The sequence below is a fragment of the Ruegeria sp. O6 genome (assembly GCF_056535045.1).
Genome location: NZ_JBQERM010000018.1, coordinates 38392 through 63501, shown reverse-complemented (window position 1 = coordinate 63501; position 25110 = coordinate 38392). Strand labels below are relative to the sequence as shown.

At 61.0% G+C, this 25110-nt stretch carries 25 protein-coding genes; 11 read left to right on the top strand and 14 right to left on the bottom strand.

The features are described from left to right. Positions 1-201: 201 nt before the first annotated feature. Genes ACR0DY_RS18035 through ACR0DY_RS18020 form a run of 4 tightly spaced genes read right to left on the bottom strand, consistent with a single transcriptional unit; the run spans position 202 to position 4097 of the window. Positions 202-1131, bottom strand: a complete 930-nt coding sequence (locus tag ACR0DY_RS18035; RefSeq protein WP_480506490.1) for a metal ABC transporter permease — start codon at positions 1129-1131, stop codon at positions 202-204. Next, on the bottom strand, positions 1128-2333 hold the full coding sequence (locus ACR0DY_RS18030; RefSeq protein ID WP_480482869.1) for a metal ABC transporter permease: 1206 nt from the start codon (positions 2331-2333) through the stop codon (positions 1128-1130). The genes ACR0DY_RS18035 and ACR0DY_RS18030 overlap by 4 nt, the downstream gene beginning before the upstream one ends. A gap of 3 nt (positions 2334-2336) precedes the next feature. Continuing rightward, positions 2337-3140 (bottom strand): metal ABC transporter ATP-binding protein, encoded by an 804-nt coding sequence (locus ACR0DY_RS18025; RefSeq protein ID WP_480482867.1) that lies wholly within the window; start codon positions 3138-3140, stop codon positions 2337-2339. 3 nt (positions 3141-3143) lie between these two features. After that, the gene (locus ACR0DY_RS18020; protein ID WP_480482865.1) at positions 3144-4097 is read right to left on the bottom strand and encodes a metal ABC transporter solute-binding protein, Zn/Mn family; all 954 of its coding nucleotides are present in this window, start codon (positions 4095-4097) and stop codon (positions 3144-3146) included. Between the two features lie 198 nt (positions 4098-4295). Here ACR0DY_RS18020 and deoC point away from each other — a divergent pair, with 198 nt between their 5' ends. The 3 genes from deoC to ACR0DY_RS18005 all read left to right on the top strand — a co-directional run bounded on the left by deoC (position 4296) and on the right by ACR0DY_RS18005 (position 8709). Next, positions 4296-5294 (top strand): deoxyribose-phosphate aldolase, encoded by a 999-nt coding sequence (gene deoC, locus ACR0DY_RS18015; protein ID WP_480474226.1) that lies wholly within the window; start codon positions 4296-4298, stop codon positions 5292-5294. Between the two features lie 47 nt (positions 5295-5341). After that, positions 5342-7675: an aldehyde dehydrogenase family protein gene (locus ACR0DY_RS18010; protein WP_480547403.1), complete on the top strand. Its 2334-nt coding sequence runs from the start codon at positions 5342-5344 to the stop codon at positions 7673-7675. 224 nt (positions 7676-7899) lie between these two features. Next, a complete protein-coding gene (locus ACR0DY_RS18005; protein WP_480538540.1) occupies positions 7900-8709 on the top strand; it encodes an SDR family oxidoreductase in 810 nt (269 codons plus the stop codon). 22 nt (positions 8710-8731) lie between these two features. On the opposite strand, the gene ACR0DY_RS18000 is transcribed toward ACR0DY_RS18005, so the two are convergent. From ACR0DY_RS18000 to ACR0DY_RS17970, 7 genes are all read right to left on the bottom strand, one after another. Next, positions 8732-10042 (bottom strand): M16 family metallopeptidase, encoded by a 1311-nt coding sequence (locus tag ACR0DY_RS18000; RefSeq protein WP_480538538.1) that lies wholly within the window; start codon positions 10040-10042, stop codon positions 8732-8734. Beyond that, positions 10039-11379 carry a M16 family metallopeptidase gene (locus tag ACR0DY_RS17995; protein ID WP_480898858.1) on the bottom strand — a complete coding sequence of 447 codons (1341 nt, stop codon included), beginning with the start codon at positions 11377-11379 and terminating at the stop codon, positions 10039-10041. Before ACR0DY_RS17995 ends, ACR0DY_RS18000 begins: the two co-directional genes overlap by 4 nt. 82 nt (positions 11380-11461) lie before the next feature. Continuing rightward, positions 11462-11977 carry a DUF3035 domain-containing protein gene (locus ACR0DY_RS17990; protein WP_480482853.1) on the bottom strand — a complete coding sequence of 172 codons (516 nt, stop codon included), beginning with the start codon at positions 11975-11977 and terminating at the stop codon, positions 11462-11464. 50 nt (positions 11978-12027) lie between these two features. Beyond that, positions 12028-12504 carry a signal peptidase II gene (lspA, locus tag ACR0DY_RS17985; RefSeq protein ID WP_480487777.1) on the bottom strand — a complete coding sequence of 159 codons (477 nt, stop codon included), beginning with the start codon at positions 12502-12504 and terminating at the stop codon, positions 12028-12030. After that, positions 12504-14093 carry a bifunctional phosphoribosylaminoimidazolecarboxamide formyltransferase/IMP cyclohydrolase gene (purH, locus tag ACR0DY_RS17980; RefSeq protein WP_480547401.1) on the bottom strand — a complete coding sequence of 530 codons (1590 nt, stop codon included), beginning with the start codon at positions 14091-14093 and terminating at the stop codon, positions 12504-12506. Before purH ends, lspA begins: the two co-directional genes overlap by 1 nt. 22 nt (positions 14094-14115) lie before the next feature. Then, positions 14116-15855 carry a heparinase II/III family protein gene (locus tag ACR0DY_RS17975; protein ID WP_480547399.1) on the bottom strand — a complete coding sequence of 580 codons (1740 nt, stop codon included), beginning with the start codon at positions 15853-15855 and terminating at the stop codon, positions 14116-14118. A gap of 89 nt (positions 15856-15944) precedes the next feature. Then, positions 15945-17204, bottom strand: a complete 1260-nt coding sequence (locus tag ACR0DY_RS17970) for an RsmB/NOP family class I SAM-dependent RNA methyltransferase (RefSeq protein ID WP_480547397.1) — start codon at positions 17202-17204, stop codon at positions 15945-15947. Between the two features lie 88 nt (positions 17205-17292). Between ACR0DY_RS17970 and ACR0DY_RS17965 the strand changes: the two genes are divergently transcribed. Then, positions 17293-17475: a DUF1674 domain-containing protein gene (locus ACR0DY_RS17965; RefSeq protein WP_480474237.1), complete on the top strand. Its 183-nt coding sequence runs from the start codon at positions 17293-17295 to the stop codon at positions 17473-17475. A gap of 4 nt (positions 17476-17479) precedes the next feature. On the opposite strand, the gene ACR0DY_RS17960 is transcribed toward ACR0DY_RS17965, so the two are convergent. Beyond that, a complete protein-coding gene (locus ACR0DY_RS17960) occupies positions 17480-18334 on the bottom strand; it encodes a LysR family transcriptional regulator (protein ID WP_480622587.1) in 855 nt (284 codons plus the stop codon). Between the two features lie 99 nt (positions 18335-18433). Between ACR0DY_RS17960 and tmpA the strand changes: the two genes are divergently transcribed. The 3 genes from tmpA to ACR0DY_RS17945 are packed head-to-tail and all read left to right on the top strand — an operon-like array spanning position 18434 to position 20822. After that, positions 18434-19570 (top strand): 2-trimethylaminoethylphosphonate dioxygenase, encoded by a 1137-nt coding sequence (gene tmpA, locus ACR0DY_RS17955; RefSeq protein ID WP_480622588.1) that lies wholly within the window; start codon positions 18434-18436, stop codon positions 19568-19570. Beyond that, a complete protein-coding gene (gene tmpB / locus ACR0DY_RS17950) occupies positions 19567-20157 on the top strand; it encodes a (R)-1-hydroxy-2-trimethylaminoethylphosphonate oxygenase (protein WP_480482839.1) in 591 nt (196 codons plus the stop codon). The genes tmpA and tmpB overlap by 4 nt, the downstream gene beginning before the upstream one ends. Beyond that, a complete protein-coding gene (locus tag ACR0DY_RS17945; protein WP_480547393.1) occupies positions 20154-20822 on the top strand; it encodes an ureidoglycolate lyase in 669 nt (222 codons plus the stop codon). The genes tmpB and ACR0DY_RS17945 overlap by 4 nt, the downstream gene beginning before the upstream one ends. On the opposite strand, the gene ACR0DY_RS17940 is transcribed toward ACR0DY_RS17945, so the two are convergent. Together ACR0DY_RS17940 and dapB are read right to left on the bottom strand one after the other, a co-directional pair. Then, the gene (locus ACR0DY_RS17940; protein ID WP_480898851.1) at positions 20809-21468 is read right to left on the bottom strand and encodes a DUF2306 domain-containing protein; all 660 of its coding nucleotides are present in this window, start codon (positions 21466-21468) and stop codon (positions 20809-20811) included. The genes ACR0DY_RS17945 and ACR0DY_RS17940 overlap by 14 nt on opposite strands. Before the next feature lie 63 nt (positions 21469-21531). Further along, entirely contained in the window at positions 21532-22341 is an 810-nt protein-coding gene (dapB, locus tag ACR0DY_RS17935; RefSeq protein WP_480547389.1) for a 4-hydroxy-tetrahydrodipicolinate reductase, read from the bottom strand. Between the two features lie 92 nt (positions 22342-22433). Between dapB and rbfA the strand changes: the two genes are divergently transcribed. Genes rbfA through ACR0DY_RS17915 form a run of 4 tightly spaced genes read left to right on the top strand, consistent with a single transcriptional unit; the run spans position 22434 to position 25054 of the window. Then, on the top strand, positions 22434-22829 hold the full coding sequence (gene rbfA / locus ACR0DY_RS17930) for a 30S ribosome-binding factor RbfA (protein WP_209505090.1): 396 nt from the start codon (positions 22434-22436) through the stop codon (positions 22827-22829). Continuing rightward, the gene (locus ACR0DY_RS17925; RefSeq protein WP_480547387.1) at positions 22826-23569 is read left to right on the top strand and encodes a phosphodiester glycosidase family protein; all 744 of its coding nucleotides are present in this window, start codon (positions 22826-22828) and stop codon (positions 23567-23569) included. The genes rbfA and ACR0DY_RS17925 overlap by 4 nt, the downstream gene beginning before the upstream one ends. Positions 23570-23623: 54 nt before the next feature. Further along, positions 23624-24529 (top strand): tRNA pseudouridine(55) synthase TruB, encoded by a 906-nt coding sequence (gene truB / locus ACR0DY_RS17920; protein WP_480547409.1) that lies wholly within the window; start codon positions 23624-23626, stop codon positions 24527-24529. 21 nt (positions 24530-24550) lie between these two features. Beyond that, complete coding sequence (locus ACR0DY_RS17915) at positions 24551-25054, top strand: DUF1643 domain-containing protein (protein WP_480547385.1); 504 nt, start codon at positions 24551-24553, stop codon at positions 25052-25054. The last annotated feature ends 56 nt before the right edge of the window (positions 25055-25110 follow it).

Genomic DNA, 25110 nt, shown 5'->3' with positions numbered 1-25110 from the left:
CGGAAAGGGGCGCCCGGATGGCCGTGAATGAATCCCCATTCCGTACCATCCGGGCCTACCAGAGTGAGTGGTGTGTTCAGCTAATCAATGGGCAGCCTCTAGCACGAGACTTCCCAAAAATCTGCTTAAGATTAACCTTAACGGCATCTGGGCAGAGTTTGGCCGATGACGCATGGGCATCTGCGGCAGGAAAATGCCGTCTCAGGCTGATGTCTGAACACCAACTCGTGTGCGGCATGGGCCAAACATGGCCGCCAGTGCCAGGATCAGCCCGGACATCGTTGCGATCATCCCCGCCGCACTGACCGCATCCGCTGCACCCAGCCACAGGGGTCCGTAGCCTGCCAGCACATACCCTGTCACGGCAGAGGTTATAGCGATCACGACACTCCAGCCAATCTGCGCCTCAAGCCGGTTGGTCAGCATCCGCGCGGCTGCCGGAGGGCAGATAAACATCGCGATCACGATGATCGAGCCCACAGCGTCAAAAGCGGCAACCGCCGCGATAGCCGCAGTAATGACGAGCGCCATGCCCAGAAGCCCCGTGCGAATACCAATCGTGCGGGCGAAACCTTCGTCAAAGGTGGAAATTTTCAGCGGCCGCCAGAACAGCCATGTAAACAGCATCACACCCACCAGTGTCAGCGCAATACGGGGCAGTTCCGGGGGCAATCCGGCAAGGGCCTGAGCGTCCAGCAACGAAGACCACCCGGTCGCGTCCAGCCAGATCAGGCTTTCGAGATTGCCGTAAAGCGCATGTTCCACATCCAGATGCACGGTTGACGTATCCGTCTGCTCAAGCAGCAGGACGCCTGCCGCGAACATGGTGGTAAAGACCACGCCCATGGCAGCCCCGGGTTCGATCTGCCCCAGCCGGCGAATGGCCTCGATCAGGACCACGGCCAGAACCGCGGCCCCTGCCGCACCCAACATCATCGGCCAGGTGGATATGGCCCCGGTCAACAGAAACGCAACAACGATACCCGGCAGCACCACATGGCTGATCGCATCGCCGATCAGCGCCTGTTTTCGCAACACAAGAAAGTTGCCGGGCAAGGCACAGGCGATGGCCGCACATGTTCCGATCAGCAGCGGCGTCAGAGACAGCGGAACGAATTCTTCACCACTCATGCCGGTATCCCCTGCGGTCCGCCAATCTGGCGGTCGATCTCATCAATCTGGTCGCGTGTCAGAACGGTTTCGATATCGCGCAATCCGTCATATAGCGCAGCTGTCGCCTCGTGCGCCTGATCGGCGCGCACGATTTCCCATCGCTTTTCATCCCGCAGGGCCTTGGCCGCGCGGGCCTTGCCGGTGTCCGTCGCCACGCCATCCGCCCGGACCAGCCCGGCACGCCGCAGCAAACGCAGAGTCAGGGGTTCATAGATCTTCTGCCCTTGTGCCAGCGCCAGAAGTCCCTGACGAATATGCACCCGGCGCTGAAACCGCAGATGCCGCAGCACCGCCGCCAGAACGCCACGCATCGGGGCGAAGAAGAGGGATGCAAGGAAAAAGGCAAAGCTGACCAGTACGATGATCGGGCCGGTTGGAAGATTGGGCGCAGATGCGGATATGGCAGCGCCGATATATCCGGCCAGACCACCTGCCAACCCGGCCAGCAGAACAACGCGTTCCGAGCGGTCAGACCAGAACCGGGCGGTCACCGCCGGAATGATCAGCAACGCCACGATCAGGATCAGGCCGACGATTTTCAGACCGACCACGGTCACGGCCATGACCAGCCCCATCATGGCCAGGTCGATACGATGCACTGGCACCCCGCGCGCCGCTGCGTATTCGGGGTCGAATGCGACAAGGGTCATCGGACGGCGGATGATCAGCACCAGAGCCAAGGTCAAGGCGCCACCAAGTGCGATGATCACCGCATCGGCCCACAGCATTCCGGCGGTTGAACCCAACAGGAAACCTTCCAGCCCGGCCTGACGGCCAACCCCCATGGTCTGGATGACCGTCAGCAGCACGATCCCAAAGCCGAAGAACACGGACAGAACCGCACCGATCGCGGCGTCCTCGGCCAGGCGGGTGCGCCGTGTCAGCCAATTCATGCACAACAGACCAACCCAGGCGGAAATAGCGGACCCCACCAAAAGGCCCGGCAGGTTGCGCCCGTCCCCGCCCAGCGCGACCAGCACCATGAAAGCGATACAGACGCCCGGCAGGGTTGCATGGCTGATTGCGTCGCTGACAAGGGCGCGCTTGCGCAGAAACAGGAATGTCCCCGTCACGCCCGCCGACACGCCCAGCAATGTTGCACCGATGGCAACCAGCGTGGCGTTATAGCCAAGCTGAAGGGTCAGAGCATCCCAAAGCATGAACTATCCCAGCGCGCGTGAAATCTGATCGATCTGCGCCGTTGCCAACCTGCCACCATAGGCCGATTGCAGCGATTCCGCCGTGAACGCCTCGGCCACCGGCCCCTCGGCCACCTTGCGGGTATTGATCAGGAAAACGTGGTCGAAATAGTCGGTCACGGTGGCCAAATCGTGATGCACGACAACGACTGTCTTACCGGCCTCTTTCAGGGATTTCAGCACCGCGATGATGGCTTTTTCGGTGGCGGCGTCGACACCGGCAAACGGCTCGTCCAGCAGGTACAGATCAGCATCCTGAGCCAGAGCACGCGCCAGAAACACACGCTGTTGCTGGCCACCGGACAGCTGGCCAATCTGGCGATCCGCGAAATCGCGCATACCCACACGGTTCAGGCAATCCATCGCACGGGCCTTGTGGCGCGCGCGCAAGCGGCCCAACAGGCCCAGTTCACGAGACAGACCCATCAGAACCACGTCGATCACCCGTGTCGGGAAATCCCAGTCCACACTGGCACGCTGGGGAACATAGGCAACACGCGGGCGCTGCGAATTCAGCGGCTGACCAAATACGGTCACCTGCCCCGACAATGGCGTAACGATGCCCAGCGCCGCCTTGAGCAGCGTTGATTTTCCAGCGCCGTTTGGCCCGATAATGGCGGTCATCGCGCCAGGCGTAACCGTCATATCAACCGAAAAGACCGCAGGTTTTTGCCCGTAGGAAACCGTCAACCCCCGAACAGCCAGAGGGCTGTTATCCAGGTTTTGTTCCTGGACCGTCACACCTTCGCTGCTGATCAGCCCCAGCATCTCTCAGAACCCTGCTGACAGTTTGCCGTTCATGCCGCGATCGGGAACTTCTCCGCCCAATGCGCCTGCGATGACGGTGATATTGTGATCCAGCATCCCGATATAAGTGCCTTCATAGGTGCCATCCTCGCCCATAGCGTCCGAGAACAACTCGCCCCCGACCTTCACCTCGTGCCCTTTGGCTTCGGCCCCTTCGATCAGCGCGCGGATCGACCGGTCAGAAACCGAGCTTTCGACGAAGACCGCCGTGATCCGGCGATCAACCAACAGGTCAACCAACTCTCCGATCCGGTTCAGGCCCGCCTCGGATTGGGTCGAGATGCCCTGAATGCCCAGAACCTCGAACCCGAAACTTTCACCGAAATAGCCAAAGGCGTCGTGGGCGGTGACCAGAACCTTGTTGTGATCCGGTACCGAAGACAGGGTTTCCTCGGCATAGGCCGTCAGACGATCTATGTCCGCCAGATGGGCTTGTGCGTTCGCGGCAAAAACCTCTGCTGCTTCGGGGCGTACCTCCGTCAGCGCACGCTGCACTTCCAGAACAACCTCGCGCCACAGCGCGGGTGTCATCCAGACATGCGGATCATACTTGTCGGCATAATCATCATGCGCACGCAGCATGGACTTATCTACGCCCTCTGCAACCGCAATGACGGTCCGTTTCCGCTCGAGATCATGAAAGAAGTCTTCCATTTGCGCTTCGAGATACAGGCCGTGCCACAGAACCAGATCTGTCCGAGTCATCGCCACGATATCGCTGCGCGTCTGGCGATAGGCATGGGGATCAACGCCGGGGCCCATAAGCCCTCTGACCTCAACCAGATCACCGCCGACCTGACGCGCTGCATCTGCAATCATGCCCGTCGTGGCCACCACTTTCAGCGGTGCACCGGCAAACGCCATAGCTGGCACCGAAAGGGCCAGAGCCAAAAATGCAAGGCAATGCCGACGAATCATTTCCAACCTCGATTTGGATACGTGTTGGATCAAATATGAGAACCATTCGCAACTAAGTCAACGCTAATGAGAATTATTCGCAAGAAAACCTCTGTTATTTGTCCAAATGGTCAAAAATATTCGATCATTGCGCCGGAACACCTTCCATTCCCGGGCCACCCGTGCGATTTTGTCGCAAACCTCCCAAAGGACGTAACCATGGATACGCAGAGCTCAGAAAGCCCCGTGCGCACCGCGCATCTGCCGCAAGTGACCGAACCCCGGAACCCCGGAATGGAACTGGATCTGGACTGGGTGCGCGCCGTTCAGGCCAATACTTCCGCGATTGAACGCCGTGCGGCCACATTGCCGGGCCGCCGTTCGGTCAAGAAGGAATATCAGGCTGCGTGGCTGCTGAAAGCCATCACGATGATCGACCTAACCACGCTGTCGGGCGATGATACGGTGGGCCGTGTGCGCCGCCTGTGTGCAAAGGCCCGTCAGCCGGTTGCGCCTTCAGTCCTTCAGGCGCTGGACATGCCGCCGATCACGACCGGGGCGGTTTGTGTCTATCACGACATGATCGAAACCGCCGTGGACGCCCTGAAAGGCACTGGCATTCCGGTCGCTGCCGTGTCCACCGGCTTTCCCGCCGGCCTGTCCCCGTTCCATCTGCGCGTGGCCGAGATCGAGGAAAGCGTGAAGGCCGGGGCCGAGGAAATCGACATCGTAATCTCGCGCCGTCACGTGCTGTCGGGGGACTGGCAGGCCCTGTATGATGAGATGAAGGCGTTCCGCGTGGCTTGTGGCGATGCCCATGTCAAAGCCATTCTTGCGACCGGAGAATTGGGTAGCCTGCGCAATGTTGCGCGCGCCTCGCTGGTGTGCATGATGGCCGGGGCGGATTTCATCAAGACCTCGACCGGCAAGGAAAGCGTCAACGCCACCCTGCCCGTGTCGCTGGTGATGATCCGCGCGATCCGCGATTACTATGACCGCACCGGATATCGGGTCGGCTACAAGCCTGCAGGTGGTATTTCGAAAGCCAAGGACGCGCTGGTTTATCTGTCGCTGATCAAGGACGAGCTGGGTGACCGCTGGCTGGAACCGGATCTGTTCCGCTTTGGCGCCTCATCGTTACTGGGCGATATCGAGCGGCAGTTGGAACACTATGTCACCGGGGCTTACTCGGCTGGTTACAGACACTCGATGGGCTGAGCCCGCGGATATGTCTGGACAGTGAGTATTTGGGAAAAGATGAAGTCATGACAGTCAAAGAGATTTTTGAGACCATGGAATACGGCCCCGCCCCCGAAAGCGCCGCCGAGGTGCTGGCCTGGCTGGTCGATCAGGGCGACAAGTTCGGACACTATATCGACGGTGCTTTCACCAAGCCGGGCAAAGGGTTTGACAGCCGCAACCCGGCGACCGGGGAGGTTCTGGCCAAGCTGACGCAGGCCAAGCAGGCCGACGTGGACGCCGCTGTTGCCGCAGCGCGCAAGGCTCAGCCGAAATGGGAGAAACTGGGCGGCGCGGGCCGTGCGCGGTATCTCTATGCAATTGCGCGACTGCTGCAAAAGCATTCGCGTCTGTTTGCGGTGCTGGAAAGCCTCGACAACGGCAAACCGATCCGGGAATCGCGCGACATCGATATTCCGCTGGCGCAGCGGCATTTCTATTACCACGCCGGTATGGCGCAGCTGATGGAAAGCGAGCTGCCCGACGCTGAAGCGTTGGGTGTGTGCGGTCAGATCATTCCGTGGAACTTCCCCCTGCTGATGTTGGCGTGGAAGATCGCGCCTGCGCTGGCAATGGGAAATACGGTGGTTCTGAAACCCGCTGAGTATACCTCGCTGACGGCGCTGTTATTTGCCGATATCTGCACACAGGCCGGTCTGCCGAAAGGTGTCGTCAACATCGTCACCGGAGACGGTGCCGTGGGCGAGATGATCGTGGCCTCGGACGTGGACAAGATTGCCTTTACCGGCTCGACTGTTGTGGGCCGCCGCATCCGTGAGGCCACTGCCGGATCTGGTAAGGAACTGACATTGGAGCTGGGTGGCAAATCCGCGTACATCGTGTTTGATGACGCCGATATCGACTCGGCCATCGAAGGGCTGGTGGATGCGATCTGGTTCAATCAGGGTCAGGTCTGCTGTGCAGGTTCGCGCCTGCTGGTGCAGGAAGGCATCGCCGACCGTTTCCACGACAAGCTGCGCGCCCGGATGGACACGCTGCGCGTCGGCAATCCGCTGGACAAATGTATCGACGTGGGCGCGGTTGTGGACCCGGTTCAGTTGCAGACCATCAAAGGAATGGTCGAAAGCAACACAGCGGGCCATGTGCATCAAGCTGCCTGCGATCTTCCCGCAAACGGCTGCTACTACCCGCCGACACTGATCTCGGGGCTCGAGACCTCGGACCCGTTGATGCAGGAAGAGATCTTTGGTCCGGTGCTGGTGTCTTCGACTTTCCGCACACCAGAAGAGGCCGTCGAGCTGGCCAACAACACCCGGTATGGTCTGGCGGCGACCGTCTGGACCGAGAATGTGAACCTTGCGCTGGATATCGCGCCCAAGCTGGTTGCGGGCGTCGTCTGGGTGAATGCCACCAATCTGTTTGACGCTGCTGCCGGGTTCGGCGGGGTCCGCGAAAGCGGCTTTGGCCGCGAAGGTGGTTGGGAAGGGCTGACCGCCTATACCAGACCCAAGGGTAAGGCCAAGCCGCTGGCAAAGGTCGAGGCAGCCATGGGCGAAGGGGCACCGGTCGACCCGATTGACCGCACCGCCAAGTTGTATGTCGGCGGCAAGCAGGCGCGACCCGATGGTGGTTATTCGAAACCGGTTTGGGGCAAGTCCGGCCTGCTGGGCCATGTGGGTCTTGCCAACCGCAAGGACGTGCGCAACGCGGTCGAGGCTGCGGCAGGTGCCAAAAGCTGGTCCAGAACCACCGGCCATCTGCGGGCCCAGATCCTGTATTACATCGGCGAAAACCTCTCGGCCCGCGCCGGTGAATTCGCGGCGCGGATCGACGCCATGACCGGCAGGAAAGACGGCGCGAAAGAAGTCGAGGCTTCGATCCAACGCCTGTTCACTGCCGCCGCCTGGGCCGATAAGTATGACGGCCAGGTCCATGGTGTTCCGATCCGGGGCGTGGCCATCGCCATGAAGGAACCCGTTGGCGTGATCGGTGCGCTTTGCGCGGATGAGGCACCGCTGCTGGGTCTGGTCTCGGCCATGGCGCCTGCGACTGCGATGGGCAACCGGACGGTTCTGGTGGCTTCTGAGCCCTACCCGCTGGCGGCGACGGATTTCTACCAGATCCTTGAGACTTCGGACGTCCCTGCCGGTGTGGTCAACATCCTGACGGGCAGCCATGCGGAACTGGCGAAACCGCTGGCCTCGCATCTGAATGTCGACGCGGTCTGGTCGTTTTCGTCCACCGACCTGTCGAAAGAGATCGAGGTCGTTTCAGCCGGGAACCTGAAGCGGACCTGGGTCAATAACGCGACGGCATTTGACTGGAGCATGGACCATTCCCGCCGCTTCCTTCAGGCTGCAACAGAAGTGAAAAACATCTGGGTGCCCTACGGCGAGTAGGGCTCCCGCCAAGGGAGCGTTTACTTTGGTACTACCGACTGAGAAAACCAATCGGACTTCTATCGCTCGTTTGGTGATTTTTTCTTTGGTCGGCGCATTTGCGTGCTTGGTATTCTTACTCGCAAATCGCGAAACTCTTGTGCTTCCGATGATTGAGGAGATGCGCAACGAACTCAGTCAAGAGAATGGCGCTCACCCAGTAGATCAAAGATAAAGGGCGTTACATGGATTTTTCAGGACAAACCGTCATCGTGATTGGCGGAACCAGCGGTATCAATCGCGGCATTGCCGAGGCTTTTGCGGCCTCGGGTGCCAAACTGGCCGTGGCCAGCCGGTCGCGGGAAAAGGTCGATGACACCATCGCCGCGCTGAAAGCCGCAGGCGCACAGGATGCGATTGGGGCTGCGTTTGATGTGCGTGATGCCGACGCTGTGGCGGCGGGACTGAAGCAATTCCATGACGCCTTTGGGGATTTCGATGTGCTGATCTCGGGCGCGGCGGGCAACTTCCCGGCGCTGGCGTCCGAGATGTCGGTCAACGCGTTCAAGACCGTGATCGATATCGACCTGATGGGCACGATCCACGTGATGAAGGGGGCGTATCCGTTCCTCAAACGCCCCGGTGCCAGCATCATCAATATCTCGGCCCCGCAGTCCTACCTGCCGTACGAAGGCCAGTCGCATGTTTGCGCCGCCAAGGCGGGGGTGGATCAGATCACCCGCACGCTGTCGATGGAATGGGGTGTCGAAGGGATCAGGGTGAATTCGGTTGTGCCGGGGTTCATCGAAGGCACCGAGGGTGCGAAACGCCTTGCGCCCACCAAAAACGCCCACGAAGAACTGCGCCGCGACGTGCCGTTGGGCCGCTGGGGCCAGCCGCAGGACGTGGCCAACGCCTGCCTGTTCCTCAGCTCGGATCTGGCCAGCTATATCAGCGGCACGGTTCTGGCCGTGGATGGGGCACTTTATCAGCGCGGATCGGGCAAGTTCGGCCAGATGATGGGCGATATGCTGCGGAGTATGAAAAAGGGGTGAGCCGCAACTCACCCCTTGCAGTTCAGTTGGTAGTTTCCAGCCCAACCGGCTTTCCAACAACAGTGAAATGCAGGCCGTCCGGGTCCAACAGTTCGGATGCAACGCGGTTCACGTCTTCCAGTGTGACCGCGTTCACCTTGTCATTGCGGGTGGCGATATAATCGATGGGCAATCCTTCCATCTGCATCCCCACCATGATCCCGGCAATCTGCCCGTTGCCATCAAAGCGCAGCGGATAAGCGCCAGTCAGATAGGTCTTGGCATCGTCCAGTTCCTTCTGCGTCACCCCTTCGGTGGCAGCATGCGCCCATTCGTTGCGAATAACCTCTATCGCCTCGGCAATGCGGTCATTGGCCGATGACACCGACCCCAGGTAAACCGAGGCCAGATCCTTGGGCACAAGATAGGTTCCAACCCCATAGGTCAGGCCACGCTTTTCGCGCACCTCCTGCATCAGACGGCTTTCGAACCCGCCACCGCCCAGGATGTGGTTCAGGATATAGGCGGCAAAGAAATCAGGATCGTCCCGATCTATTCCGGCATGGCCAAACAGCGCCACGGATTGCGGGGTGTCAAACTCGACAACACTGATCCCGCCGGGGATGGTCACGTTGGCCTTGCCCGGGATGGGCTTGCCCGTTTCCGGCAGGTCGGCGAGCAATGTGTCAAGCAATGCGCCCAGTTCTTCGGCCGTGATATCGCCGACGGCCCCCACATAAAGACGATCCTTGGCAAAAACGCTTTCATACGCCGTTACCACATCATCCCGTGTCAGCGCCGAGACGCTTTCGATCGTGCCCTTGCCTTCGGAACCATAAGGGTGATCGCCATAGGCCATCTGGGCAAAGCTGCGGCCTGCAATCTCGTTCGGGTCGGTCTGATCTGATCGCAGCCCGGACAGGATTTGTGCGCGCACACGGTCAACCGCGTCCTGATCAAAGCGTGGTTCGTGAATCGTCTCACGCAGCAGGTCGGCAACCTCATCCCGGTTTTCGGTCAGAAAACGTGCGGAAATCGAAACCGTGTCGTCACCGGCGTTATAGCGGAACGATGCGGCCAGCGCCTCAAGCTCGCGCGCATAGGTCCGCGCGTCCATTTCACCGGACCCTTCCTCGATCAGCCCGCTCATCAGATAGACGGCGCCGCGCTTGTCCGGGTCGTCCAGCGACGTACCGCCACGAAAGCGCAGCTCGAGCGCGGTGAAAGGGATCGAGTGATCCTCGACCAGCCATGCGGTGATCCCGCCGGGTGAGGTCACTTCTTCAATCTCGATCTCGGCCAAGGCAGGCAGAGCAACCAGACAGGCAATCAGCGTTGCGAGAAACCGTTTCATTGCGTTACCTCATCATCGCGCATCAGCCAGCCGGTGACCGACGCCTCGGGTTGCAGAACATCGCGGGCGGCGGCGATGATTTCGTCGCCGGTCACAGCCTGAAGAATATCAGGCCATGCCTGCACGTCCTGTATTGTCAGGCCGCTGGTCAGGGCGCGCCCATAGCGGTTGCCGATCCCGTCCACATTGTCGCGCGCATAGGTCTGCGCGGCCCGCAACTGCATCTTGATGCGGTTCAGATCGTCCTCGTCGACACCTTCGGCAATGAAATCGGCCACGGCCTGGTCCATGGCATCTTCGGCCTCTTGCAGGGAAACCCCTTCGGCGGGAACGACCAGCAGATCGAATGTTGTGTCATCCAGCGACACGTCACGGTAGAACGCCCCGGTATAAACAGCCATTTTCTGATCAAATTGCAGCTTTTCGTTCAGGTAAGAGGTCGTGCTGCCCCCTAGAAGTTCCGCCAACAGAAACAGGGCTGCCGCCTTTTCCTGATCGCCCGGATCGCGTTCCGGCGCCAGGTAACTGCGCTGGATGTAGGGCTGCGCCACGCGAGGGTCCTTGAAAGTCAGACGACGTTCGGCGGTTTGCGGGGGTTCCTGCGACCGGACCCGTTCCGGCAAATCCGCATTGGCGGGAATCACACCGTAATACTGATCGGCCAGAGTGCGAACCTCGGCGGGATCAACGTCTCCGGTGACAACCAGAATGGCGTTATTGGGCGCGTAGTGGGTCTGGTAGAAAGACAGCGCGTCTTCCAGTTCCAGTTCTTCCATCTCGTGCTTCCAGCCGATGATCGGCACGCCATAACGGTGATTGAGGTATTGTGCCGCGCTCATCTGTTCGCCGAACAGGGCGCGCGGGTTGTTTTCGGTGCGCTGGTTGCGTTCCTCAAGGATCACATCGCGCTCGGTCACGATATCCTCATCGCTCAGGCGTATGTTCCGCATACGGTCCGATTCCATGCGCATCATCAACTCAAGCCGGTCGGCGGCGACGCGCTGGAAATAGGCAGTGTAATCATACGAGGTGAACGCGTTATCGTTGCCGCCATTGGCCGCGACGGTAGCCGAGAACTCACCTGGCGCCAAAGTATCTGTGCCCTTGAACAACAGGTGTTCAAGAAAATGCGCGACACCCGACGATCCGATCGGCTCATCCGCCGATCCGGCGCGGTACCAGACCATGTGCTGCACGACAGGCGCGCGATGGTTTTCGACCACGACGACATTCATGCCGTTGTCCAAAGTGAATGTGGTGACCGCTTCTTTCCCGCCCCCGGCAAAAGCCGGGGTGGTGGCGATCAGGGCAGCCGACAAGGCCAGGGCCCGAACCATGGGGCATCCTCCGTTTCGTTTTATAGTATTCAAACTACGGTGGTGCGGCCCGGGTTCAAGCCCGATGACGGAAAGTTAAGAATTATTCATTCGGGGGCGAGGTCGGGGTTTCGACCCCGGCCCGGCGGGCGGCATCGGTTTCCGAATACGGATCGATCGACTGGCGTTCGTAGACCTGATTATAGCGGTCGACGGGGAACAGGCGCAGACCGGTCCAGCGGCCCCGGCGTTTGCGGAACGCGGCATCCTCGGCTTCGACCACTTGCCGTGCATCGGCTGGCACGCCATAACGGCTGGACGCCGTCACAAGCGCTGCATCCGACGACGGCACACCGGCATTGGGGTTCAGGGCGGCGGCATTACCGCCCAGCGCGATCACCGCATCGGCCTGAGGGGTCGGGTCTGTCAGATTTCCACCACCCGGCGTCGGTGCCGGCAGGAACGCGTAATCCTGAGGCTGGGTCAGCGGCTTGACCGGCAATACCGAAAACTCATCCGGACCCTGTCCCGGAGGCGCCAGATCCCGCAGTCCGGGATTCGAACATGCCGCAACCGCAGCGGCAACTGTCAGAACAAATATGGCGCGCGGCATCCGCATTGGTGTCTCCAGCCTGTTTCAGGCGCTTTTATCGCATATCATTCCGCGCGTCACGAGGGCTTTTTGCCGTCAAACAAAACCAGCCCCAGCGCTCCGGCGAATATGAACACATCCGCCAAGTTGAACACAAACGGGTTGTTGATGCCACAGCAGGACATGTTCAGGAAATCCAGAACAAACCCATAAAGAAGCCGGTCGACCACATTCCCAAGCGCTCCGCCGATCAGCATGCCGCCACAGAACAACATGAATTTCGAACGCGTCGAACGACCAAGCCAGACAAGCACACCGATGCAGATCACCACGGACACACCGATCAAAAACCAGCGCGCAGCCTCAGAGTCGCCCTGAAACAGGCCGAAATTGATGCCCCGATTCTCGCCGTATTTGAACACCAGCAGCGGTGGCAGAACATCGATACCGTCGGGCCGTTCAGCCACGCGCAGGACGTGAACGACCAGATATTTGCTGATCTGGTCGATCGCGAAGGCGGCCAAGGCCGCCCAGAGAAGCAGGCGTGACCGCATCAGTGACGGAAATGACGCATACCGGTGAAGACCATCGCCAGACCAGCCTCATCCGCTGCGGCGATCACTTCATCGTCGCGCATGGACCCTCCCGGCTGAATGACGCAGGTCGCGCCCGCTTCGGCGGCTTCCATCAACCCGTCGGGGAAGGGGAAAAACGCATCCGATGCCACGGCGGAACCGATGGTCAGCGGTTGCGGCAAGCCCAGCGTTTCGGCCATACGTTCGGCTTTCTTGGCCGCGATCAGGGCCGAATCCACTCGGCTCATCTGCCCCGCGCCAACACCCACGGTCGCGCCATCCTTGACGTAGACGATGGCGTTGGATTTGACGTGCTTGGCCACTTTCCACGCGAACAACAGGTCACGCATCTGCGCGTCGGTCGGGGCTTTCTTGGTCACGACCTTGAGGTCGTCCATGCCGACAAAGCCGTTATCCTTGTCCTGCACCAACAGCCCGCCGGCCACCTGACGGACGGTTTTGCCACCTTCGGTTACATCCGGCAGCGCCTCGGTCGTAAGCAGGCGCAGGTTTTTCTTGGCGGCAAAAATCGCCTTGGCCTCGTCCGAGGCACCGGGGGCGATTACAACCTCGGTGAAGATGCCCGTAATCTCTTGCGCTGTTTCTTCATCCAGCGGCTGGTTCAGCGCAACAATGCCACCAAAAGCCGAGGTGCGGTCGCAGTCAAATGCCGCCTTGTACGCCTCAAGAAGGGTTGAACCTGTGGCTACACCGCAAGGGTTGGCGTGTTTGATGATGGCGCAAGCCGCGCCTTTCGCCGGATCAAACTCGGCCACCAGCTCAAAAGCCGCATCTGTGTCGTTGATGTTGTTATAGCTCAGTTCCTTGCCCTGATGCTGAACGGCGGTGGCGACGCCGGGGCGGTTGGTGCCGTCCGTATAGAACGCTGCCTGCTGGTGGCTGTTTTCGCCATACCGCAGGGTCTGCTTCAACTCACCGGCAAATGCGCGGCGCTTTGGGGCGTCCAGTTGCAGCGCATCGGCCATCCAGTTCGACACGGCGGCGTCATAAGCCGCTGTTCGTGCATAGGCCTTTTGCGCCAGCCACTGGCGGAAGCCATAGGATGTCTTGCCATAGTTTTCTTCCAGCTGATCCAGCAGGGAGGAATAATCCTCGACATCCACCACCACGTTCACGAAGGCATGGTTTTTGGAGGCCGCGCGGATCATCGCCGGGCCGCCGATGTCGATATTCTCGATACATTCGTCATAACCCGCGCCCTTGGCGACGGTTGCCTCGAACGGGTAGAGGTTCACGACCAGCAGGTCGATGGCACCGATGCCATGTTCCTCCATCGCCGCGACGTGGGTGTCATTGTCGCGCAGCGCCAGCAACCCGCCATGCACCATCGGGTGCAGCGTCTTGACCCGGCCATCCATCATCTCGGGGAACCCGGTAATTTCGCTGACATCGCGCACCTCAAGCCCTGCATCGCGCAGCGCCTTGGCAGTGCCGCCAGTCGACAGCAGTTCGATCCCGCGCTCGGACAGCGCCTTGCCCAGCTCGATCAGCCCGGTCTTGTCGGAAACGGAAAGCAACGCGCGGCGCACGGGGTGAAGGTCGGTCATGGGTCCAAAGGTCCTTTTGGCGTCAGTCAAACTTGGGCTCGTCCCGGTGCGTATCGCGCACGGCATAGGCTGTATCCTGCGCCTTGCTCAGCGTCCACCGGATGCGCGTCGCATACTCCATTGCGCGGCCAGATAGAACGATCTGTTTTGTCGCGCGTGGCTTTAAACGTCCTTTTTCAAGGTAAACACTTGGTTCGACAGATAATTTTCCCACGCCATCATGGCGGAAAACCCAGATCTCGCCGCTTTTGAGCGCCATCGACACTGCCGCCCCGCCCAGATCCAGCGCAGCATCAACGTCAGGATGCAGATGAAAACGGATGTCATAGCCAATGCCCTTGAGGCCCGAGGCGTCCATCGCCCTGTCGAACTGACGCTTGGCCTTGTCGGTTGCGGTCAGCAGAATATCCTCGACCGTCAGCTCACGCCCGTCAAAACGCAATTCGAATGTGCGCGCGTGGGTCAGCCCGAAGACTTTGACATACCCATCATGCCCGGCCATGAAACGGATGCCTTCGAACGCATCTTCAAAATCGACCGGAACGTCCCGCGGCGCGTCGACCAGCGCCTGACTTTCGCGGCCCGGCAACGGGTTGGCCAATCGCGCGCTCGAGAACCCGTCCAGACACAGGGTTGAGTGAGAAGGCGTCGCACGCCCGGCACGGCGCCAATCCAGCCCAAAACTGGCCCCCGATCCACAATTCACGATCAAAGGGCGCCGCCCCGAGGTCAGCTCGAACGCCAGCGTGGATGCGTGCGCGTTGAATGAAGCCGCTCCGGACGGCGGCGCGCTGGCATCCACGATCACTGTGGTGCGCGCTGCGGACAGGCAGGCATAGCCCATTGGCAATTCGGTCGCCGCCTTGTGCTTGACGCCACTTTGCGCAAGCGCCTGTTCCAGCCGCCCTTCGACCCCGCGCCCGCCACCGTGAAACCGCGCCAGCACGCCATCCGCATGGCGCAGACTGCGCAAGGTCGGTGCGATCCGCTTGATCGCATTGGCCTGCGCAACGGGTGTGCCGCGTCCAAGGTCGCTGAGCGCCGCCGACGTCCAGCTGAGCAGCATGAACACTTCAAGCAGCTCTTCCGGGTTGCGTGTTGGAATACCGCCCTGTGCGTCCACCTGCCGGTCACACTCGCCAGCCAAAGCCCGCAGGGCCGGATCGGCCATCTGCTCCAACCCCTCCAGCGCCAATCCGGCTTGCACAAGACCGGCCAGCGCCTCGAAACGCGGCAACCCGGGCGTCGCGGCCTGCCAGCGTTTGGACAGGAACCATGTTTGCTGCGCCAAAGATCGAAAGAACAGTTTGCTTTGCTTTTCATCTGCCCCGCGCAGCAGAAAAAGCGCATGGTTGATCCAGCGCATCACCCGCCGCCCGGTCAGGTCAGGTACCCAGCCGGGGCCCTGCCCGCGGCCATGCGCCTCGATCCAGCCCCAGACCCAGCGCTGCGCTTTTTCTCGTGCGCGCATATCACCGACAGCGGCCAGATCATCCAGCCATGCAAAACCATGGCGTTCCTCGTCAAAGCCAGCGCTGGGGGCAATGACATCCCACAACGCTGTATCGTCTGCCTCGACCAAATAGCCGGCGAACAAGAGATTCCCCGCAACCAGCTGCCGCCCGCGCGCAAACGAACCAACGGTGCGCGGCTGAGGCTGCGCAACAAACCCCGTGGCGGCCTTTTGCCGTTGGCTGAGACGCGCGTAGAAACGGTTCTGCAACCGCATCCACCGACTGGCCATGGTGTCCGAATTTGACATGCGCGTGTTACTCTGCCCCTTGCGCTCTGCTGGCGCTTGAGACCCAACGATAGACCGCGCCGATCGTCAAGTCATCGAAAAGCGTGCACTCAGGCGGATTTGTTCAGGCAGGCGATATAGAACCCGTCCATACCCCCGCGATCGGGCCAGTAGTTGGGCCGTAGACGCAGGCCGCCTTCCTCGGTGATCCAGCTGTCTTCGATGCCGGAGAGCTTCAGTGCCTCGCGATCAACACGCATGTCCGGATACATGCCCAGCGCGTCTTCGATCTGAACCTCGCCCTCATCCGGCAAAAGCGAACAGGTGCAATAGACCAGCCGCCCGCCAGGTTTCAGCAGCGTCCATGCGTGGGCCAGCATCTGCGTCTGCAATTCGATCAATCCGCCAAATTCCGAGCCATCCTTGGCAAAGGGCAAGTCAGGATGCCTGCGGATCGTACCCGTGGCCGAGCAGGGCGCGTCCAGCAAAATCGCGTCGTACCGACCCTGATGGTCCAGCGCGTCACCCACGATGACTTCTGCCGTCAATCCGGTTCGTTCTAGGTTTTCGCGCACGCGTTCCGTGCGCGCCGCGGATACATCCAGCGCCGTCACATCCGAGCCCGCCGCAGCCAGTTGCATGGTTTTACCGCCCGGTGCCGCGCAAAGGTCCAACACCTTTTCACCCGCCTTCGGTGCCAGAACACGTACCGGCAGCGCGGCTGCCGCGTCCTGCACCCACCAATCCCCAGCCTTGTATCCCGGCAAGGCCGAGACCTGACCCGCATCCAGAATACGCACAGACCCGGTAGGCAGCTTTTCGCCCGAAGGGCTTTCCGCCCCCGGCTTCAGGGTAAGGTCCAGTGGTGCGCCCGCGAAATGCGCCTGTTCCATTCCGGCCACCGCTTCGGCACCCCACGCCGCGATCAGCGGGTCTCGCAACCACTCCGGCAGACGCGGGACACGCATTTTCGGCCATGCTTCGGGACCCTCGGACGCGACCTTGCGCAAAACGGCATTCACCAAGCCTTTCAGACGCCCGTGCTTGCGCGAGCGGCTGATGATTTCAACCATGGAGTTCACCACCCCATGCGCAGCTTCCCCGTTGCACAGCTCGACCGCGCCCAGCCGCAGCGCGTTGTGTACGGTCAGGGCGGGTGTTCGGTTCAGGTGGTTGTCCAGCAGACGGTCGGCGCGCTCCAGCCCGCGCAGGGTTTCCGACGCCAACCGCTGCGCGCGCGCGCGATCCTCTGGCCCCAACCGATCCAAAGCGCCCGCGGCCAGGCATTCAGACAACAGGCGGCCTTCGCCCAGAACCTGATCCAACAGATAGATTGCGCTGCGCCGTGCTGCTGTCGCGCTGTTTGTCATGATACCGCCTTCATGTGACCTGTGCCCGCATTGCCATTGGCGGACGCGGGCGTATATCAAGGCTATGCACGGAAAGGAACCCGATGTCATGAGTGACGACCGCAAAGACCTGCCCCCCGCCGCCCAACGCGCACTGGCCGAAGCGGAAGAACGCCGCCAAAAAGCCCGGGCCGAGGCCAGGGAAATGCCCAAGGAACTGGGCGGGCGCGATGGGCTGGACCCCGCCCGTTACGGTGATTGGGAAAAGAAAGGCATCGCCATCGATTTCTAGGCCCTCAGCCGCGCAGCGCCTTCAGAAAATCATCGATCAGGGCGCGCTGTTTTCTGGACTGCGCCCGATCTTCGGGCCATGTCAGCCAATACCCGTCCTTGGTCTGCAGCTCTGGCAGCTCTAACCTGCGCAACCGGCCATCCTTTAGATCACCGGACGCCAGCGGAACCGAGCCCAGCACAATCCCCATTCCGCGCCTTGCCGCCGAAACAGCATGTTCCATCGAATCGAAACTGACATGTGATGGCGCGACGTCCCCGTGCCCGTATTTCCGGTTCCACTCGCGCCAGCCAGGACGCTCGCCGCGCAGATCGATCAGGGGGGCACCCCATTCAACGCCCGGCGCGGCCATCGGCACCAGCACCTCATGCGCGATCAATGCCGCGTCGCGCCCGGCCCACACCCCCCTGCCATAGCGGATTTGCAGCCAGGTGCGTTCCTCGTCCAGCGACGACCGGCGCGCAACCGAGTCGGTCATCACCCGCACCTCGGGGCGCAGATTTCGGAACACAGGCAGGGCTGGTACAACAAGGGCGTGAATGTTTGATGACAACCCGGCGACCCTGAGTTCGCGTGGCGATTTTCCAAACAGATCCTCAGTGTTGCGTTCCAACGCCAGCAGGCTGTCCTGCACGAGCGGCAGATAGCTTTCACCTTCGACCGTCAGCGACACGCCGCGCGCCTCGCGCACAAACAGGGACCGGCCCAGCCACGCCTCAAGATTGCCGATCCTTTGGCTGACAGCGGCCTGCGTCAACCCGAACTCTTTCGCCGCGGCCGAGAACCCGCCAAGCCGCCCGGCGGCTTCGAACACGCGCAACCAATCCAGCGGCGGTAATCCGGTCTTATTCTTAGCCATTAGTTTTTCCAAGCCTCAGCCGAAATAAGGATTAATTGTCGTAATGCCACGAACGGCGTATCTGCTCAACCAAAGCCCGCGCCGAACAGGAGACCCCCAATGCTGCGCACCGCCACCCACGACACCTCGATTGTTACAGTCGCGTTTGATACCGGGACCAAGGCCCGTTTCCACGCCATCTGGCTGCGCGACAACGCGCTGGACGCTGATACCCGCGCACCGGGCAACGGTCAGCGCCTGATTACTATCGGCGATATTCCTGCCGACATTTCGGTCAGTTCAGTCGAGGTGGTCGCGGGTGACCTGCAAGTCACGTTCCAGCCTGAGGGCAAAACCGTTACCTTCCCGGCGGACTGGTTGGCCGAAAACGGCTATGACCGCGATCATGACATTGCGCTGGGTCGCATCGCCCCCGGCATCACGACCTGGGAAAGTGGCATCGCCGCGCCCAGCGGCGATTGGAACGAGGTCCATGCCAGCCCGGCGGCCAAGCGCAATTGGCTGGCCGCTGTGGCCGAGTTCGGCTTTGCCAAGCTGACCGGCGGCCCGACCGAGCCTGAATCGCTGCTGAAGGTCGCTGACCTGTTCGGCTATGTCCGCGAAACCAATTATGGCCCCTATTTCGAGGTGCGGACCGAGGTGAACCCGACAAACCTTGCCTATACCGGGCTTGGCCTTCAGGCGCATACCGACAACCCCTATCGCGACCCGGTGCCGACCTTGCAAATCCTCTATTGTCTGGAAAACTCGGCTGAAGGTGGGGAGTCCATCGTTGTTGACGGCTTCCGCGCCATCGAAAAACTGCGTTACGCAAACCCCGAAGGCTTTGCCCTGCTGGCCGGATATCCGGCGCGGTTCGAATACAAGGGCTCGGACGGGGTCTGTCTGCGGTCGCGCCGCCCGATGATCGAGTTGTCGCCGGATGGCGAGCTGATCGGCATCCGCTTCAACAACCGCTCTTCCGCCCCCTTTGTGGATGTGCCGTTTGACAAGATGGAGGCTTATTACGCCGCCTATCGCCAATTGGGGGATATCATCGACGACCCGGCCATGGGCGTGTCGTTCAAACTGGAACCGGGGGAAAGCTTTATCGTCGACAACACCCGCGTCCTGCACGCGCGGCTTGGCTATTCCGGGGCCGGATCGCGCTGGTTGCAGGGATGTTACGCCGACAAGGACGGGTTGCTGTCCACACTGGCGGCGATGGAGATGGCGCATCCGGAGGCGGCGGAATGAAACCCGATTTCTCGACACTGAACCGGGACAATATCGTTGCCTTCATCGGTGACATCTTTGCGCGCCGCGGCGGTGAAGAATATCTGGGCGAGCCTGTCACCATGGCCCAGCACATGCTGCAAGGCGCCACCATTGCCGAGCAGAACGGGATGCCCGAGGAAATTATCGTGGGCGCCTTGCTGCACGACATCGGCCATTTCACATCCGAGTTCGGCACCTACCACCCGGATGACACCGAAGACCGTCATCATGAGGACGCGGGCGCCGAGGTGTTGGAGCAGTTCTTCCCCTCGGTCATCACCGATTGCTGCCGCTACCACGTGGCGGCCAAGCGGTATCTTTGTGCCACCAAGCCCGAGTATTTCAATCGCCTGTCCGCGGCGTCGGTTCACACGTTGGAACTGCAAGGTGGTCCGATGAGCGCCGAAGAAGTTGCCGTGTTCGAAGCCAACCCGAACCTGAAAGAGATTATTCAGGTCCGCTATCTGGATGAGGCCGGGAAACGCGCCGACATGGAAACACCTGACTTTGCACATTTTGCGCCGATGGTGCAGCGTATGGTCGACAAGCACATGGAGGCCGCATGAACGCCCCGGAATACATCTTTGAAGCCAGCACCAAACCCTCGCTGCCCTGGCACGAGGTTCCCCTGATCCGCGCGACGGACGCCTCGGTCAAAGGCTTTGGGTGTCTGGTCGATGATCCCGAAGGGTTCGAGATCGAGATCACCCGCTGGCCACAGCAGGGCTGGCGGCCGATCGACGAAGGCACCGGCGATGAAGGCGGCTGGGTCGAAGGCACCTTTCGCGGTGAGTGGAAGGGTGACGTGCTTTATGGCGAGAACGAAGCGGTCAATGGTCACTATGTCCTCGGCTGGTCCACCGATCCGCAGCAGGCACAGACAAGCCGCCAAACAGCGCCCCGCGATCAGGTGCTGCTGTGGCACATGAACTATCACCCGGATGGCGGGCAGATGTTCTGGCCGCTCGACAACAAGCCCTTCATCATTCCTGCCGCGTTGCCCGGCGACAACCTGACACCAGAAAAGGTGGTGGCGTTCTGGTGCGACGGTTCGCGCGGGCTGTATATCCATCCCGGTATCTGGCACGAGGGGATATTTCCGGTTGAAGACAACCAGCGGTTCCTCGATCGGCAGGGTGCGGTGCACGCCCGCGTCAGCGCTGATATCGGTCAGGAATTTGGCGTCTACCTCGCCTGCCCGCTGCGCGCCGACAAGATCAGGGCTTTGTGATCAGAGCCCCCCGATGAGCAGATCGGCTACGCGCGATCCAAATCTGCGTAGCCAGCAGGTACGGTACGAAGAATGCGAAGTTCTGAACCTGATCGAAAGGGCCCGAGAAATCAGGCTCTGACCCCAACCCGCCGGTCAACAGATACCAACCCGTATAATGCACACGGTAGAGCCACGACCCCAGCGCCAGCCAGAACAGCCGCAGACCCCATGCCCAATGGCCAGCACGATCCGCGATTACAGCCATGCGCGCCACCATCAGAGCCGCAGTGAACAGGCAGAGCCCATACAAGAAAAACGCTGCAGACATCGTCGGTCCACCGATCGTTCCCCGCAGGGGGATATAGGTCATTCCTGCCAGTCCGGTGATCAAAGCCGACGCAATCAGAGCCACACCCAAGCCGCGGTGAAACCGATTGTATTTCAGCCGAAGCCCTTTCAGCAGCTGCAGCGGCACAAGAGCCACCAACACCGTTCCGGCAAGGATATGCAACATCATCGCCGCATTAGCGACACTCTGGTCATAGGCAAACAAGTAGCTTTTCTGTGCCGCGCTCTCAGACAGCCCGACGCCGATCATGTCAAACCCCTGCGCGACGAAGGGCAGCAGGGTCAGATAGAACAGGACCAGCACCAATCCGGTCATCACACGTGATGTCAGGTTCCCCATACGCCCGAGTGTAACGCCGTCGAGCGGCCCGTCTATGGCTTACAGCCCAAGCACATCCACCATGTCATATTGACCGGGGGATTTGCCCTGCCCCCACAGCGCCGCTTTCAACGCGCCGCGGGCAAAGATGGCGCGGTCGGTGGCCAGATGGCGCAGGACGATGCGTTCTCCGGGGGCGGCGAACAGGACATCATGTTCCCCCACGATGTCGCCGCCGCGAATAGCGTGAAAGCCGATATCACCGCGCTTGCGCGCGCCGGTGATGCCGTCCCGACCCCGGTCGGACACGTCCGACAACTCAACGCCACGCCCTTCGGCTGCGGCCTCTCCCAGCATCAAGGCGGTGCCCGAAGGTGCATCTACCTTGTGATGGTGGTGACCTTCGATGATCTCGATATCGAAATCCTCATCCAGCGCAGCTGCGACCTTTTTGGTCAATTGCACCAGAAGGTTGACGCCAAGGCTCATGTTTCCGGCTCGTACGATCACCGCATGGCGCGACGCGGGTTCCAGTGCTGCGATCTGTTCGTCGGACATGCCGGTGGTGCCGATCACATGCACACAGCGCGCCTGCGCCGCCAGCGCAGCGAATTCCAGTGTCGCTTCGGGCGCGGTGAAGTCGATCACTGCCTGCGCCTGCGCAAAGGCCTCCAGCGGGTCGTCGGTGACGGTAACGCCCAGCGCCTGCCCGCCCATGACCGTGCCCACATCCTGACCGATCCAGTCATGGCCCTTGCGTTCGACCACGCCGACCAGACGCGCCTGATCGCTGTCCGTCACGGTCTTGATCAGCATCTGCCCCATACGGCCCGAAGCCCCTGTGATGACGATCCCCGGAATATGGGTCATTGCGCTGGTCCTTTTCGTTAAGTCGGCTCAAAGCCTCCTACCCGGTTCGCGCCCGCTTGGCAAAGCCCCGCTTTGCGCTTAGATCGGGGATTATGGCAAAGAACAAATTCCATGATGGCCCCGGCCCGTCCCAACGGCAGCTGCGTGTCGGCGAACTGATCCGCCGCACCCTGTCGGAAGTTCTGGCGCGCGGAGATGTCCACGACCCCGACCTGAATCGCATGTCGATCACCGTGGGTGAGGTGCGCACCTCGCCCGATCTGAAGATCGCCACCGCCTATGTGCTGCCCCTTGGCGGCAGAGGGCAGGAGGACGTGATCGAACTTCTGGCCCGCAACAAGGGTGAGCTGCGGCGCATGGTCGGCAAGAAAGTCGGCCTGAAATTCGCGCCCGATCTGCGCTTTCGGCTGGATGACACGTTCGACCGTCTGGACGACACCCGCCGCATGTTCGAACAGGACGCGGTGCGCCGCGATCTGGACGAGTGATCCGCACGTTTGTCACATTGGCGACGCTTCTTTGGGCCGCGCAGGCAGGAGCGGTCACTTGTGAAAAGCTGACCCATGAGGACAAACGTTATACGGTTTGCAACGTCGATGCCGCCAATGAAGATCTGAGGCTGTTTCTTAACGGCGAAGACGGTCAGGTATTGGGGCATTTTTCGTCGGTCAACGAAGTGCTGGCCCCGGAAGGCGAACGGCTGGCCTTTGCGATGAACGCGGGCATGTATCACGACGACCGTTCACCCGTTGGCCATTATGTCGAGGACGGCCAGGAGCAGATGCGTGTGATCACCAACCCCGGCCCCGGCAACTTCGGTTTGCTGCCCAATGGCGTGTTCTGCATCCGCGAAGGCCGGGCGGATGTGTTTGAAACGCTTGAATACGTGGATCAGGCGCCCACCTGCCGCTTTGCCACCCAATCCGGTCCCATGCTGGTGATCGACGGAGAACTGCACCCGCGCTTCCTGCCTGATTCGACCTCGCTTTATGTTCGAAATGGGGTCGGCACCAGTTCCGATGGTACACGGGCGGTGTTTGCGATCTCGGAAGATTACGTCACCTTCCACGAGTTCGGACGTTTGTTCCGCGATGTGCTTGGCACGCCAAACGCGCTGTTTTTCGACGGCAATATCTCGCGGATGTATGAGCGTGCCAGCAACCGCTCGGATTTGGGATTCTCGCTGGGGCCGATTGTCGGTGTGGTCGAAGAAACGCCCGCAAATTGACAGCGGCAGAGTGATCCGCTAACTCGCGCGCCTCAGCAAGATTCAAGGTGCATGATGGGACGCAAACGCAAGGGCCGCGACATTTCCGGCTGGCTGGTGGTGGACAAGCCTGCGGGCATGACCTCGACCGCCGTGGTCAACAAGGTGCGTTGGGCGATGGATGCCAAAAAGGCGGGCCATGCGGGCACGCTGGATCCCGAGGCGACCGGCGTTCTGGCAATTGCCTTGGGCGAGGCGACCAAGACCGTTCCCTATATCACCGATGCCTTAAAAGCCTATACCTTTACCGTGCGACTGGGGCAGGCCACCAACACGGACGATGCCGAGGGCGAAGTGATCGCGCAAAGCGATGCGCGCCCCTCGGATGACGATATCAAACAGGCGCTGACCCCGTTTCTGGGCGATATCATGCAGGTGCCGCCCAAATTCTCGGCGGTGAAGATCGACGGCCAACGCGCCTATAAACTGGCCCGTGATGGGGAGGATGTGGAGCTGAACGCTCGCCCCCTCTGGGTCGAGGAACTGATCCTTGTCGACCGCCCCGACGAAGATCACGTGGTGCTGGAGATGACCTGCGGCAAAGGCGGCTATGTGCGGTCTATCGCCCGCGACCTGGGCGATGCGCTGGGCTGTCACGCCCACGTCAAGGAACTGCGCCGCATCTGGTCCGGCCCGTTCGAGGCCGAGGACGGGTTGAGCATCGAACAGATCGACGAAATGGCGAAAACAGCCGCGTTGGACGAATATCTGCACCCGTTGGAAACCGGCCTGTCCGACCTGCCCGAGCTGAAATGCACCGCCGAGGGGGCAACCCGTCTGCGCAATGGCAATCCGGGCATGGTGCTGGCCTCAGACATTGAATACGGCGACGAGGCCTGGGCATCATTCGACGGCAAGGCCGTGGCCGTTGGCATCTATAAATCCGGTGAATTGCACCCCAGCCGGGTGTTCGTCGACTGAGAGCCGTGTTAGGCGAAGGGCATGATCACCCGTTCCCATACCAAGGGCGACGCGCCCTCGACCGCCATCTATTCCGATTGCGAGAAATACCGCTATAGCCTGACCCGCATCTGGGACCCTGAAGGTCGCAAGGCGCTGTTTGTGATGCTGAACCCGTCAACCGCGACCGAGGTGCAGAACGATCCGACGGTGGAACGCTGTGAACGGCGCGCACGCGCGCTTGGGTTCGGCGCGTTTCAGGTCACGAACATCTTTGCGTGGCGCGACACCGACCCGCGCAAGATGCGGGCTGCCACCGATCCGGTCGGGCCCGAGAATGACGCGGCCATTCTGGACGGTGTGCAATGGGCCGATCAGGTCATCGCGGCCTGGGGCACGCATGGCGCGCATCTGGGGCGCGGCCCTTCGGTGGAAACCCTGTTGCGCGGAACCGGCCAATCGCTGTTCCATCTGGGCCTGACCAAGGACGGTCACCCCAAACATCCGCTTTATATCGCCTATACGCAGCAGCCTGAGCTCTGGTGACAAAGGGTTAACCATTTCAAAGGTTTACCTTTGACCCTGTGACGGGCGATATGGGA

Coding starts and splice junctions, on each gene's coding strand:
- ACR0DY_RS17965 (WP_480474237.1), top strand. CDS start 17,293: ATGAGTGACGACCGCAAAGACCTGCCCCCCGCCGCCCAACGCGCACTG.
- ACR0DY_RS17915 (WP_480547385.1), top strand. CDS start 24,551: ATGATCACCCGTTCCCATACCAAGGGCGACGCGCCCTCGACCGCCATC.
- lspA (WP_480487777.1), bottom strand. CDS start 12,504: ATGCGGTCACGCCTGCTTCTCTGGGCGGCCTTGGCCGCCTTCGCGATC.
- ACR0DY_RS17940 (WP_480898851.1), bottom strand. CDS start 21,468: ATGACCGGATTGGTGCTGGTCCTGTTCTATCTGACCCTGCTGCCCTTC.
- ACR0DY_RS18025 (WP_480482867.1), bottom strand. CDS start 3,140: ATGCTGGGGCTGATCAGCAGCGAAGGTGTGACGGTCCAGGAACAAAAC.
- ACR0DY_RS17970 (WP_480547397.1), bottom strand. CDS start 17,204: ATGACAAACAGCGCGACAGCAGCACGGCGCAGCGCAATCTATCTGTTG.
- ACR0DY_RS17990 (WP_480482853.1), bottom strand. CDS start 11,977: ATGCGGATGCCGCGCGCCATATTTGTTCTGACAGTTGCCGCTGCGGTT.
- ACR0DY_RS18005 (WP_480538540.1), top strand. CDS start 7,900: ATGGATTTTTCAGGACAAACCGTCATCGTGATTGGCGGAACCAGCGGT.
- ACR0DY_RS17995 (WP_480898858.1), bottom strand. CDS start 11,379: ATGGTTCGGGCCCTGGCCTTGTCGGCTGCCCTGATCGCCACCACCCCG.
- ACR0DY_RS18010 (WP_480547403.1), top strand. CDS start 5,342: ATGACAGTCAAAGAGATTTTTGAGACCATGGAATACGGCCCCGCCCCC.
- ACR0DY_RS17960 (WP_480622587.1), bottom strand. CDS start 18,334: ATGGCTAAGAATAAGACCGGATTACCGCCGCTGGATTGGTTGCGCGTG.
- rbfA (WP_209505090.1), top strand. CDS start 22,434: ATGGCAAAGAACAAATTCCATGATGGCCCCGGCCCGTCCCAACGGCAG.
- ACR0DY_RS17975 (WP_480547399.1), bottom strand. CDS start 15,855: ATGTCAAATTCGGACACCATGGCCAGTCGGTGGATGCGGTTGCAGAAC.
- ACR0DY_RS18000 (WP_480538538.1), bottom strand. CDS start 10,042: ATGAAACGGTTTCTCGCAACGCTGATTGCCTGTCTGGTTGCTCTGCCT.
- ACR0DY_RS17945 (WP_480547393.1), top strand. CDS start 20,154: ATGAACGCCCCGGAATACATCTTTGAAGCCAGCACCAAACCCTCGCTG.
- ACR0DY_RS18030 (WP_480482869.1), bottom strand. CDS start 2,333: ATGCTTTGGGATGCTCTGACCCTTCAGCTTGGCTATAACGCCACGCTG.
- purH (WP_480547401.1), bottom strand. CDS start 14,093: ATGACCGACCTTCACCCCGTGCGCCGCGCGTTGCTTTCCGTTTCCGAC.
- ACR0DY_RS18035 (WP_480506490.1), bottom strand. CDS start 1,131: ATGAGTGGTGAAGAATTCGTTCCGCTGTCTCTGACGCCGCTGCTGATC.
- deoC (WP_480474226.1), top strand. CDS start 4,296: ATGGATACGCAGAGCTCAGAAAGCCCCGTGCGCACCGCGCATCTGCCG.
- tmpA (WP_480622588.1), top strand. CDS start 18,434: ATGCTGCGCACCGCCACCCACGACACCTCGATTGTTACAGTCGCGTTT.
- ACR0DY_RS18020 (WP_480482865.1), bottom strand. CDS start 4,097: ATGATTCGTCGGCATTGCCTTGCATTTTTGGCTCTGGCCCTTTCGGTG.
- truB (WP_480547409.1), top strand. CDS start 23,624: ATGGGACGCAAACGCAAGGGCCGCGACATTTCCGGCTGGCTGGTGGTG.
- tmpB (WP_480482839.1), top strand. CDS start 19,567: ATGAAACCCGATTTCTCGACACTGAACCGGGACAATATCGTTGCCTTC.
- dapB (WP_480547389.1), bottom strand. CDS start 22,341: ATGACCCATATTCCGGGGATCGTCATCACAGGGGCTTCGGGCCGTATG.